Annotated in this window: 9 protein-coding genes and 1 pseudogene; 5 read left to right on the forward strand and 5 right to left on the reverse strand. The window is 37.9% G+C overall.

The window, feature by feature from the left end; translation table 11 throughout:
• Nucleotides 1-154 precede the first annotated feature (154 nt).
• Nucleotides 155-458: pseudogene (locus tag AAKU52_RS07030) on the forward strand (transposase); the annotation flags it as partial.
• A gap of 174 nt (nucleotides 459-632) precedes the next feature.
• On the opposite strand, the gene AAKU52_RS07035 reads toward AAKU52_RS07030, so the two are convergent.
• Both AAKU52_RS07035 and AAKU52_RS07040 read right to left on the reverse strand, forming a co-directional pair.
• Nucleotides 633-1,133, reverse strand: a complete 501-nt coding sequence (locus AAKU52_RS07035; RefSeq protein WP_354331690.1) for an FKBP-type peptidyl-prolyl cis-trans isomerase — start codon at nucleotides 1,131-1,133, stop codon at nucleotides 633-635.
• 11 nt (nucleotides 1,134-1,144) lie between these two features.
• Complete coding sequence (locus tag AAKU52_RS07040; protein WP_354331692.1) at nucleotides 1,145-3,157, reverse strand: thioredoxin domain-containing protein; 2,013 nt, start codon at nucleotides 3,155-3,157, stop codon at nucleotides 1,145-1,147.
• A gap of 146 nt (nucleotides 3,158-3,303) precedes the next feature.
• On the opposite strand from AAKU52_RS07040, the gene AAKU52_RS07045 reads away from it, so the two are divergent.
• Nucleotides 3,304-4,401 (forward strand): mandelate racemase/muconate lactonizing enzyme family protein, encoded by a 1,098-nt coding sequence (locus AAKU52_RS07045; protein ID WP_354331694.1) that lies wholly within the window; start codon nucleotides 3,304-3,306, stop codon nucleotides 4,399-4,401.
• A gap of 43 nt (nucleotides 4,402-4,444) precedes the next feature.
• On the opposite strand, the gene AAKU52_RS07050 is transcribed toward AAKU52_RS07045, so the two are convergent.
• Both AAKU52_RS07050 and AAKU52_RS07055 read right to left on the reverse strand, forming a co-directional pair.
• Complete coding sequence (locus AAKU52_RS07050) at nucleotides 4,445-5,353, reverse strand: glycoside hydrolase family 25 protein (protein WP_354331696.1); 909 nt, start codon at nucleotides 5,351-5,353, stop codon at nucleotides 4,445-4,447.
• A 163-nt stretch (nucleotides 5,354-5,516) separates the two neighbouring features.
• Nucleotides 5,517-6,887: a dipeptidase gene (locus AAKU52_RS07055; RefSeq protein ID WP_354331698.1), complete on the reverse strand. Its 1,371-nt coding sequence runs from the start codon at nucleotides 6,885-6,887 to the stop codon at nucleotides 5,517-5,519.
• Nucleotides 6,888-7,103: 216 nt separating this feature from the next.
• On the opposite strand from AAKU52_RS07055, the gene AAKU52_RS07060 reads away from it, so the two are divergent.
• The 3 genes from AAKU52_RS07060 (at nucleotide 7,104) to murA (ending at nucleotide 11,487) form a co-directional block, all read left to right on the forward strand.
• Nucleotides 7,104-9,389, forward strand: a complete 2,286-nt coding sequence (locus tag AAKU52_RS07060) for an ATP-dependent helicase (RefSeq protein ID WP_354331700.1) — start codon at nucleotides 7,104-7,106, stop codon at nucleotides 9,387-9,389.
• A gap of 73 nt (nucleotides 9,390-9,462) precedes the next feature.
• Nucleotides 9,463-10,131, forward strand: coding sequence for a DUF4290 domain-containing protein (locus AAKU52_RS07065; RefSeq protein ID WP_354331702.1), 669 nt, complete (start codon nucleotides 9,463-9,465; stop codon nucleotides 10,129-10,131).
• Between the two features lie 30 nt (nucleotides 10,132-10,161).
• Nucleotides 10,162-11,487 (forward strand): UDP-N-acetylglucosamine 1-carboxyvinyltransferase, encoded by a 1,326-nt coding sequence (gene murA / locus AAKU52_RS07070; RefSeq protein WP_354331704.1) that lies wholly within the window; start codon nucleotides 10,162-10,164, stop codon nucleotides 11,485-11,487.
• A 71-nt stretch (nucleotides 11,488-11,558) separates the two neighbouring features.
• On the opposite strand, the gene AAKU52_RS07075 is transcribed toward murA, so the two are convergent.
• Complete coding sequence (locus tag AAKU52_RS07075; RefSeq protein ID WP_354331706.1) at nucleotides 11,559-12,920, reverse strand: pyridoxal-phosphate dependent enzyme; 1,362 nt, start codon at nucleotides 12,918-12,920, stop codon at nucleotides 11,559-11,561.
• Between the last annotated feature and the right edge of the window lie 63 nt (nucleotides 12,921-12,983).

Genomic DNA, 12,983 nt, shown 5'->3' on the forward strand with positions numbered 1-12,983 from the left:
CGTTCTATTACCGACACCTGCAAGAAAAATGAGCAGGCCATCTTAAATGCTTTCTTGACTATTGCTTCATCATAGAGGTACCTGAGTAGTTACTAGGAATTAATAATTTCTGCTCCTTTTTTTTTATTTTAAAGTGTCATTAGAACCGCTTTAAATGTTAGCCCAACAACAAAATATACAGCTCAGTACCTATTCTGGATTAAATGATATGATTGTCACAAAAGACAATCTTCTTCGTAAGATTAATGAGTTAATAGACTTTAGTTTCATCTATGAGGAGTTGGTTGAGAAATACTGTTCCAATAATGGACGCATGGCAGAAAGCCCTATTCGCAATACGACATGTCTTCAAATATTTCCTTGAGATGCCCCCTGAGCAGGCCGTTATTAATCCCAGTTCGTTAACCAAGTTCCGCAAGCTTCGTTTAAAGCATACTGATCTATTGAATTTGCTTCTCAATATATAGTTACCAATACCTCATTCGAAAGCCTACATCAAAACCAATAAATAAAAAAGCGGTGAAGTAAAAATATTTTCCACTTCACCGCTTTAAAATGTTAAGCTATAAAAAGATAACTTTTTCAGTGCCCTCGATAAAATCCGCACCTTTTTTAATTATTTAACTTAAAGTCTAGTGATCAGCGTGGCCATCAGCTCCGTGAGCATGACCATGGCTTAACTCATCTTCGGTAGCTTCACGCACAGCAATAATTTTGCCAGCAAAAATTAAGTTTTTTCCAGCCATTGGATGGTTCAAGTTAACCGAAACGATCTCTTCATGAATAGCAGTAACACCAGCTCTGAAATGGTTTCCCTGGTTATCTTGCAAAGGAATTACATCACCAACATTTGGAAGATCAACATCTTTAAACATATCTTTAGGCAAATCAGCATAGGCACCCGGATCAATTTCTCCATAACCATCAACTGCCGACAATTCAAAGCTGTACTCATCACCAACATTTAAATCAAGCAAATGCTCTTCAAATTTCGGCAACATCATACCTGTACCATATAAAAAAACCAAAGCATTTTGCTCATCTGCTTTTTCTACAAAAACTTGTTGTCCTTCTTCATTAGTCGTATGCAATTCATACGTTAAGGATACTACTGTATTAGCTTTAATACTCATTCTATTCTTATTTAATTTATTAATTTTAATGCGTCCTCTACTGTATTTACCGGCAGTTGACATGCTTTATTTCGGCAAATATAGATTTTTGTTTCAATGCTTTGCTTATCTTTTAACAAAGGTAGGGTAGAATTTGTTCCTGTAATTGTAATTTTATTAGGAATATAAGTTGAATTAAATTCCTTTACAACTCCGTCTACACTGTTACCCACAATAGCGATTTCATTTATACCATATACTTCGCTTAACAACTGCGTGGCCCAGTTTGAATAAGCAGAACCATAAGTTTTAATCTGCGGTTTCACTGCTGCCAGCATGGCTGATGCTTTTTCAAGGTAGCTGTGCTGGTCGAACAACAAACCCAATTTTTGCAGGTTCTGTGCCATTACAGAATTTGATGCTGGAATTACATTGTCCATTATTTCATGCTTACGGGCAATTAATGCTTCACTGTTGGCGCTGGTATAAAAGAGCATCGGACTATCGGCATCATAAAAATCAAGCAATACCAGGTCAGTTAATTTTTTGGCTTCCTGCAACCAATATTCATTAAAATCTACGGCATATAAAGCAAGTAAGGCTTCAATAAAAAAGGCATAATCATCTAAAAAACCGGCTATACTTGCTTTTCCAGATTTGTAATTGCGGTACAAGCCACCGTTTTCCATTCTTAAGTCTGTTAAAATGAAATCCGCAGCTTTTTTAGCCATCTCATAATAGCCGGTATTGTCAAAAATGTTGGCACTATCTGCCAGCCCTTTAATCATCATAGCATTCCATGCAGTAAGGCATTTATCATCAAGACCAGGCCTTACCCTGCTGCTCCTTTGCTCCAGCAACTTTTCTTTGGCAAGTTTAACTTTTAATTGTAGGTCATCAACAGAGATACCCTCTGCAAGTGCAAATTCTTCGTCGGTGTTGCGCCTTAACAGAATATTCGTTTTCTCTTCCTGCCAATTACCAGCTTCAGTAACATTAAAATATTTAGCCAGCAAAAGGTGGTCACCTTCGGTTAGCACTTCAAACTCATCGGCCAACCAAACATAAAACTTACCCTCCACGCCTTCGCTATCAGCATCTAAAGCCGCATAAAATAAGCCTTCCGGCGAAGTCATCTCTCTTTTAACCCAGGCAATAGATTCTTCTGCAACCTGCTTAAATAAAGGGAGTTGAGAACATAAATAAGCCTCGGCATAGAGACTGATCAGCTGTCCATTATCGTACATCATTTTCTCAAAATGCGGCACATGCCATCTTTCATCTACCGAATAACGGGCAAAACCACCGCCTACATGGTCGTAAATACCACCAAGGGCCATTTTTTCCAATGTCATTAAGGTTGCTACATAAACGCCCTCATCTTCAGCTAAAAAACTGTAACGCAACAAAAATTGCCAGTTATTAGGCAAAGGGAATTTTGGGGCACGGCTATAACCACCTTCGTTCATGTCAAATGAACGTTTCCATGGCTCCACAATTTCTTTTAAATCGGCAGTGGTATAAGCTGCTGTTTTAACATTAGGTATAATTTTCTCTGCATTAATAATACCATCAGTTAAGCGGTCGGCATATTGAAATGCCTTTTCAGGCTCTTTTGACCACATATTAGCCACATTCGACAAAACATTTATCCAATCTGTTTTTTTGAAATAAGTGCCCCCATAAATAGGGCGCTGATCTGGCAGGCAAATGCAATTCAATGGCCAGCCACCACTGCCAGTCATCAATTGTACCGCAAGCATATAAATTTGATCTATGTCCGGGCGCTCCTCCCGATCTACTTTTATGCAAACAAAATGACGGTTCATCACTTCGGCAACTTCATGGTTCTCGAAACTTTCGCGTTCCATTACATGGCACCAATGACAGGCAGAATAGCCTATGCTCACCAATATCAATTTATTTTCTGCTTTTGCCTTTTGTAAAGCTTCTTCTCCCCATTCAAACCAGTTGACGGGGTTATAGGCATGCTGCAATAAATAGGGCGAGGATGCCTTTATTAAATGATTAGGTTCTTGAATCATTTAATAAAGGTAAAAAGATAAATTGTACTTTTACCCTAAACCAGCAGTTGATGAAGCCATCAGCTAACTATGAAACGATTTTCAGCTTACAAAAATCAAAAAAAGCTGATGATAGCTTCATCACCATTAAAAAACAATAAGTAACTATGAAAATCACACATACCGAAATTTACCGCTTTAGTATCCCGATGGAACCTTTTGTTATTGCCACTGGAACGCTCCATTTTGCTCAAAATGTTTTTATCAGAATTTATACCGATGCAGGAATTTATGGTGTGGGTGAATGCTCTGCCTTTCCAATGATTGTAGGTGAAACGCAAGAAACTTGTATCGCTATGGCACAAGATTTTGCGAAGATTTGGATTGGTAAAGACCCGCTGGATATTCCAGAAAGGATGAATGATCTTTTAGGCTATGCCGCTCATAATGGCACTATAAAAAGTGCATTTGACATGGCTTTATTTGATATTTCTGCTAAAAATGCGGATTTACCCTTGTACAAATTTCTAGGCGGCACCCTACGCAGTATTGAAACCGACATGACTATTGGCATTGGTACGCCAGAAGATATGGCAATTACAGCGCTTAAATACCAAAAACAAGGTTGTAATATCATAAAGATTAAGCTGGGTAAAGACGTACATCAGGATATAGAAAGAGTAGCACAAATTAGAAAAGCCATAGGTAAAGAGGCTTTTATACGTTTGGATGCCAATCAGGGCTGGAGTTTTGATGATGCATTATATGCTTTAGAGGCATTGGAGCAATACAACATCGATTTTTGTGAACAACCGATGCGCACTTGGTTTGATGACATGCTGCCGGAATTGAGCCTCAATTCTCCCATTAAAATTATGGCAGATGAAAGCTGCTACAACCACCATGATGCACGTAAATTGATTAACAGCAAGGCTTGTGAATACATCAATATTAAATTTGCTAAATCTGGAGGTATATTGGAGGCTCAAAAAATCCATGAAGAAGCTTTAAAAACTGGTGTTAAATGTATGATTGGAAGCATGATGGAAAGCAAAATCGCTTTAAGTGCAAATTTACATTTTGCGTTGGCTAGTCCGAATGTAGTTTTCTTTGACCTTGACACCTGCTTATTGGGGCATTTAGTAGACCCTGTTATTGGAGGTTTAACTTATGAAGGTTGCCAATTGGAGGTGCCAGAAACCATTGGAATTGGTGCAGATGCTGATCCAGTGTTTTTAGAAAGTTGCCAGAAGTGGGTAGTTTAACAAAGGTTTTTCCCTCTATTTGAAGTTGCTGCTGAAATCTAAGTTATTTTAGTTTCAGGGCTTCAAAGGCAATACTGTCGCCATTAAAAGCATTAAAATCAACAACATGGTTAATGCCACTGATGCGTGCCTTATCAGAATGCTGCCAAAAGGCCCATTTAGAAGACTCCAGTTTTAAATTAGGCTTGTGGTAATGGGCAACCCACAAAGGATATTCGTCATAATAACCCTTTAGAAAGTCTTTATAAAAACTGAGTCCTGAATAAATTATGGGTTTAACGCCAGCTTTTCGTTCTACATAAAGCAGAAAAGCGGTCAGTTCCTTGCGCATATTTTTGGGTGTCACCCCGTTCAATTGCTCAATATCAATTACTGGGGGCAGGTCTCCTTTTTCAAATTGTACCGTTTGCAGAAAAAAACGTGCTTGCCACTCCCCGGATTTCTGTGGTCTAAAAAAATGATAAGCGCTGCAAACGATGCCTGTTTTTGCCGCTTCGCGCCAGTTGCGCTGGAAATAAGGATCCACCAACATCACGCCTTCAGTAGCTTTGATGATTGCAAACTTTACACGAACACTATCTTCTTGCATGGCTCTTACTTGCTGCCAATCTATTTTACCCTGATAGGAGGACACGTCAATGCCATGGATACTGTATTTCTTAGGTATTTTAATGTTGAAACTATTGTAAGTGCGGTAATTCGGATCCTCACCCCAATCCTTCACCCAACTGATCGTTGAAGTAAACATTCGCAATATATAGCCATAATAAAGGGGTGATAGCAGGATCAGCAGTAGCAGAGCAATAATAAATTTCCAGTGCATAGCCATGCCGGTAGGCTCCTTTTTTGACGGTCGCCGTTTGACCACCTTCCTTACAGAAGTTACCTTTTTTGAAGAACGTGGAAATTCGGTTTTTCGAGGTGTTGGAGTTCTTTTATTAGCTGGCGGCACGTTTTAATATTAATTTAGAAATAAACAAGTGATTTAGTTAAGATTAAACGCTAATCAAGCGTTGGAGACCATAAAGCTTGCCATAAAAAAGAACACCAACAAGCTTTACCAACATGCGGATCTTATTTTTAGATTCGAACAGGCAAGCTTGTTGGTATTTTTTTTACTTACTTAATTCCGCATAATATTTATGGAACAACGGTATAGTCTCAATGCCCTTGTAATAATTAAAGATATCATATTTTTCATTTGGCGAATGCAAAGAATCACTATCCAAACCAAAACCTAGCAAAACCGATTTTATTCCTAAAACATCCTCAAACAAAGCAACAATAGGAATGCTTCCCCCACCCCTTGTAGGAATTGGTTTTTTGCCAAAAGAAGCCACAATAGCCATTTCTGCAGCACGATAGGCAATACTATCTGTAGGTGTTACTACTGGTTCGCCCCCATGGTGCGCTTTTACAGTAACGGTAACATAATCAGGAGCAATACTTTCAAAATGTTTGGCAAATAGGGCAGAAATCTCTTCAGATGTTTGGTTAGGCACCAAGCGCATAGATATTTTAGCATTCGCTTTTGAAGGTAAAACCGTTTTTGCACCTTCACCAATGTAACCGCTCCAAATACCGTTAACTTCTAAAGTCGGACGGGTACCTGTTCTTTCCATTGTTGAATAGCCCTTTTCGCCCCATTCGGCTTTAATATCAAGATCTTTTTTATATTCTTCTAAATCAAAAGGAGCAGAATTTAAAGCTTTCTTTTCCTCCTCTTTAAGTTCAATTACTTTATCATAAAAAGCAGGGATGGTAATATGGTTATGCTCATCATGCAAAGAAGCAATCATTTTACATAAAATAGTTGCCGGATTGGCTACAGCACCACCGTATACACCAGAGTGCAAATCGCGGTTTGGACCTACAACTTCGACTTCCATATATGCTAAACCACGTAAACCTGTTTCAATAGAAGGGTTTTCCATGCTAATCATAGAAGTATCTGAAATTAAAACCACATCGGCTTTTAAACGTGTTTTATTTGCTTTAACAAAGATACCCAGATTGGCAGAACCAACTTCCTCTTCGCCTTCAATCATGAATTTTACATTACATGTCAGGGTATTGGTTTTCATCATCAGTTCAAATGCCTTAACATGCATGTAGAACTGCCCTTTATCATCGCAAGCACCACGTGCATAGATTTTACCATCACGTACTGTAGGCTCAAAAGGAGGTGTTTTCCACAGTTCTAATGGGTCTGCGGGTTGTACATCATAATGCCCATAAATTAAAATCGTTGGTAGCTTTTCATCAATGATTTTCTCTCCATAAACTATTGGATAACCTGCAGTCTGGCAAATTTCAACTTGGTCGGCACCGGCATCTTTGAGCTTCTGGGCTACAAATTCGGCAGTTTTCAACACCTCGCCTTTATATTTTGGGTCAGCACTTACCGATGGAAAACGTAATAATTCAAACAGCTCTTCTAAAAATCGCTGTTTATGAGCTTCTACATATTTTTTGATCTCTTGCATAACAAATTATTTTGAGCAAATATAGCCTTTTTGAAACTTTTCATATTAAGTAGTTATTCGTATATTTGAACTTTGAAAACATCAGGCTTGATGTTTATGCACCATATAACCTTCAACCACCGTTATAGTGCTTTAACGTATTACACTAGTTTTACACAAAAATTTATATACACAGCGTCGTTTTATAACTTCGCATTTTAAAATAATTAACTCATTTTGGATTATTTAGCAGGATTAAACCCACAACAACGTGCAGCAGTAGAAAATACCGAAGGACCAGCAATGATTGTGGCAGGCGCAGGATCAGGTAAAACGAGAGTAATTACCTACCGCGTTGCTCATTTAATTGAAAAAGGGGTAGATCCCTTTAACATTTTGGTGCTAACGTTTACAAACAAAGCGTCAAAAGATATGCGGGAGCGAATCATGAAAGTGGTTGGCAATGAGGCTAAAAACATTTGGATGGGTACCTTCCACTCTGTTTTCGCCAAAATCTTGCGTGTAGAAGCTGAAAAAATTGGCTATCCTTCTAACTTCACCATCTATGATACAGATGACAGTAAAAGTTTAATAAGGGCTATTTTACGCGAAATGCAGCTGGATGATAAATTGTATAACGCTAATTTTGTATACAACAGGATCTCATCTGCCAAAAACAACCTGATCTCGCATAACGAATACCTGACAAATGCAGAAATACAGGCCGAAGACAATAGTAATAAGCGCCCTTTAACGGGTGTTATCTATGAAACTTATACCAAACGTTGCTTTAAAGCTGGCGCAATGGATTTTGACGATCTTTTGTTTAAAACCAATGTGCTGTTAAAAAACCATACGGATGTACTAAATAAATACCAGCAGAAATTTAAATACCTGATGGTTGATGAGTACCAGGATACTAACTTTTCTCAATATACTATTGTAAAAAAACTGGCCGCTGCTAACTTAAACTTATGTGTTGTTGGTGATGATGCCCAAAGTATTTATGGTTTCAGGGGTGCAAATATTCAGAATATCCTGAATTTTGAAAAAGATTATCCTGAACTTCAAGTGTATAAACTGGAGCAGAATTACCGCTCTACACAAAACATCGTTGAAGTAGCCAATAGTATTATTGCCAACAATAAAAACCAATTGGAAAAGAATGTTTTTTCTGCTAATGAAATTGGCGACAAGATAAAAGTGCAGCGTGCTTTTACCGATAATGAAGAAGGAAAGCTGGTTGCTGAGGGAATTGTGCAAGATAGAACTTCAAATGGCTTGAATTACAATGATTTCGCCATTTTGTACCGTACAAATGCACAATCCAGAGCCATGGAGGAAGCTTTAAGGAAATTAAACGTTCCTTATAAAATATATGGCGGACTTTCTTTTTACCAACGTAAAGAGATTAAGGATTTGATTGCTTATTTTCGTTTAACTTTTAACCCTAGTGACGAAGAAGCGATTAAAAGAGTTATTAATTACCCGAAAAGAGGTTTAGGTGATACCACTGTTGATAAAATTATTGTAGCTGCTGATAAACATGATATTACGATGTGGCAGGTAATCTGTAATCCATCTCAATATATTGAAGGTCGTATTGCCAACCAGCTTAATGATTTCTCAATGATGATACAGAGTTTCACAGCAGAATCAAAGAAACTAGATGCTTATGAAACAGCTTTATTTATTGCGCAGCACTCTGGAATTTTAAAAGAACTGCATACTGATGATAGCGTGGAAGGCAGAAGCCGATATGAAAATATACAGGAATTATTAAACGGTATAAAAGAATTTGCTGAAAGAGAAGATATTGAAGACCGCAGCTTAGCAATTTTTATGCAGGATATTGCGTTATTAACCAACGATGACAGGCAGGATGACAAGAACAGAGATACCGTTTCTTTGATGACTATCCACTCTGCCAAAGGTTTAGAGTTTAAAAATGTATTTGTGGTGGGTTTAGAGGAAAACCTTTTCCCTTCGCAAATGTCTTTAAACTCTAGAACTGATTTGGAAGAAGAACGCAGGTTGTTCTATGTGGCAATTACCAGGGCTGAAAAAAAACTCACCCTTACTTATGCCACTTCCAGATACCGCTGGGGTACTTTAACAAGTTGTGAACCGAGTCGCTTTATCAATGAAATTAGTGCAAAATACCTGGATCTGGAAGTAGTAAAACCAGCGAAAAGTAAATTAGGAGAGAACAGCTTTGATGATGAAAGACGAACCTGGACGCAACAGCGCGAATCTTTTAGTAAACCTAAACCTGCAGCAACTAGCTCAATGCCTAAAAACACAACAATGCTACCAAAAGCGCATAAACCAACGCCAGGTTTCGCACCTGACGCTGCAAATAGCTTTCAAAATGGCATGGAGGTAGAACATGAAAAATTTGGTTTTGGAAAAATAGTTAACCTGGAGGGTAATTTCCCGGACATAAAAGCAACGGTTTTCTTTCAAGGATTAGGAAATAAACAACTATTATTAAAATTTGCTAAATTGCAAATTGTTAGATAAATTAAGTCTTTATATTAAATACACGGGGCATTGATCAATTCCTGAATCGATTTGCCAATAGAAACAATAAAAAATGAATTTCGATTATAATACAACACGTAATGATTTGATCTTAGCGGAGTATGGTCGCAATGTGCAAAACATGGTGAAATACATCTGTGAACTTCCTGATTTGAAGGAACGTAATAGGTATGCCCAGGCAGTTATTGACTTAATGGGGTTTTTGAACCCTCATTTGCGAGATGTAGCTGATTTTAAACATAAACTCTGGGATCACCTGCATATCATTTCAGGATACAAAATTGATGTTGATTGTCCCTACCCGAAACCTACTCCAGAACAAGCTGCTGCTAAACCAAAACATATTGGTTACCCGCAGCAAAGAATCAGGTTTAAGCATTATGGTAAAACCGTTGAAACGCTCATAGAAAGAGCTATGAATACGGAAGATCCTGAGCGTAAAGCTGCTATGGTACAAGGTATCGCTAACTTTATGAAAATGGCCTATGTAACCTGGAATAAAGACAATGTAGCCGATGAAACTATTTTAAAGAATTTAGCTGAACTTTCTGGTGGCACACTGCAATTGCAAGAAAATATTAACTTGAATAAAGTTGAATTTAAACCAGTGATGAGTAGACCAGCAAATACTAATCGCGGTAGAAATAACACAGGAAAAGGCCGTACAAATACCGGTAACCGACCACAACGGAGCACAAATACTGGCAAGCCTAGATATTAATTACCATCCTCTTTAGAAAGATACAGAAACATGAACGCATTTGAAATTATTGGTGGTAAAAAACTAAAAGGTGAAATTCAGCCTCAGGGTGCGAAAAATGAAGCCTTACAAATCTTATCAGCAGTATTGCTGACGGAAGAAAAACTGACTATAAGCAATATTCCAGATATTAAGGATGTCAATAAATTAATCGAATTACTCGGTGATCTGGGTGTCTCCGTAGAACGTTTGTCTAAAGACACTTACACCTTCGAAGCCAAAAACATTAACCTTGATTACTTTAAATCTGAAGCCTTTAAAGCAAAAGGTGGTGGTTTAAGAGGCTCTATTATGATTGTTGGCCCTTTATTGGGCCGCTTTGGTAAAGCCGCAATTCCTAAACCGGGTGGTGATAAAATTGGAAGAAGAAGATTGGATACACACTTTTTAGGTTTTGAAAAGTTAGGCGCTAAATTTGTTTACGACAATAAAAAGGAGTTTTTTAATGTTGATGCGACGGATTTAAAGGGTGCTTATGTATTGCTAGATGAAGCTTCTGTAACGGGTACAGCGAACATTGTTATGACGGCAGTTTTGGCTAAAGGAACAACTACCATTTACAATGCGGCTTGTGAGCCTTACTTGCAGCAGCTATGTAAAATGTTGAACCGCATGGGCGCTAAAATCTCTGGTATAGGTTCTAATTTATTAACCATTGAAGGGGTTACCAAATTAGGTGGCACAGCACACAGAATGTTGCCTGATATGATTGAAATAGGCTCGTTTATTGGCCTTGCTGCGATGACAGAATCGGAAATCACCATTAAAAATGTTTGCTACAGCGAATTGGGAATTATTCCTGAGGTTTTTAGAAAGCTAGGAATTAATTTCGAATTGAGGGGAGATGATATTTTTATTCCTTCACAAAAACATTATATTATAGAATCTTTTATTGATGGCTCTATGCTCACCATTGCAGATTCTCCATGGCCAGGCTTTACGCCGGACTTGCTGAGCATCGTTTTAGTTGTAGCAACTCAAGCAAAGGGTTCTTTATTGATCCACCAAAAGATGTTTGAGAGCAGGTTATTCTTTGTGGATAAATTGATTGAAATGGGGGCACAAATTATCCTTTGCGACCCACATAGAGCCACCGTAAATGGTATTAATAAGGCTTATAAACTAAGGGGAATCAGCATGACTTCTCCAGATATTCGTGCCGGTGTATCCTTATTAATTGCGGCTTTGTCTGCTGAAGGAACCTCAACAATTTATAATATAGAACAAATTGAACGTGGTTACCAAGATATCGACATCCGCTTACGTGCTTTAGGTGCACAAATTAAGCGTGTGGAAGGTAGCGGCCCTGGTCACTAATATAAATTAATGATTTATAAAAAAAGCCCTTATGTGAGGGCTTTTTTTATAAATCATTAATTTTATTATCTCTAGCCAGAAATGGCATTGATGATATCATATTGAGTAATGATATCTATTTTTCCTTCTCCCGACTGCACCAATACGGCACTGTTTTCTTTATTAATTAAAGCCGATATACGGTCAATAGAAGTGTTCATATCTACAAATGGGAAAGTTGCAGTCATGATGTCTTGCACTTGTGCCGATTTTAGAGCAGGGTTTTCAAGCAAGGCTCTCAAAATATCACCTTCTGCCAGTTTACCTACAAACATTCCTTGTTGGGTTACTGGAATTTGAGATATATTTAAGGTATTCATATTGTTGATGGCTTCAAGAATTGATTTTTCACAATCAATGGTAACAATTTCCTGTTGTTCCTTTTTAGCAAGTATACCACCAGCCGTTAATTTCTCGTCTTGTAAAAAACCGCGTTCTCTTAACCAGTCTTCATTAAACATTTTACCCATGTAACGGCTTCCATGATCATGGAAAATAGCAACCACTAAATCTTCAGGTTTCAGCTTATCTTTCAATTGTAATAAACCTGCAATTACCGATCCTGAAGAGTTACCTGCAAAAATACCCTCTTTTCTGGCAATATCACGGGTCATTAACGCTGCATCCTTATCGGTCACTTTTTCAAAAAGATCAATCACATCAAAATCTACATTTTGCGGCAAAAAATCTTCGCCTATACCTTCAGTGATGTAAGGGTAAATTTCATCTTTATCTAAAATACCAGTCTCTTTGTATTTTTTAAATACAGAACCATAAGTATCTATGCCCCAAATTTGTATTTTCGGATTTTTCTCTTTCAAATACCGCCCTATACCAGAAGCTGTACCACCTGTACCTACACCAACTACAAGGTGAGTAATTTTACCTTCAGTTTGTTCCCATATTTCCGGGCCGGTTTGTTCGAAATGAGCTAAAGAATTGGAGAGGTTATCATATTGATTAGGTTTCCATGAATTTGGCACTTCACGCTCCAAACGGGAAGAAACAGAGTAATAAGAGCGGGGATCTTCGGGTTCAACATTGGTGGGGCACACGATCACTTCTGCTCCAAAAGCACGTAAAGCATCTACTTTTTCCTTCGATTGTTTATCCGTTGTGGTAAATATACACTTGTAACCTTTGATAATAGCGGCCATAGCAAGCCCCATTCCGGTGTTACCAGAGGTGCCTTCAATAATAGTTCCTCCTGGTTTAAGTTTACCGCTTTTCTCGGCATCTTCGATCATTTTAACCGCCATGCGATCTTTAATTGAATTCCCTGGATTGGTAGATTCTATCTTAGCCAGTACCGTTGCTTCAATTTCTTTCGTAATGTTATTCAATTTAACAAGGGGCGTATTGCCGATTGTTTCTAAAATATTATTATACCACATGCTACAAAAGTACGATTTGCCCTTCAGAATTCTATTTATAAATAAAAAATAAGAATTATGTTC

Origin of the sequence: Pedobacter sp. CG_S7 (assembly GCF_040544395.1) — a bacterium.
Taxonomy (GTDB): domain Bacteria; phylum Bacteroidota; class Bacteroidia; order Sphingobacteriales; family Sphingobacteriaceae; genus Pedobacter.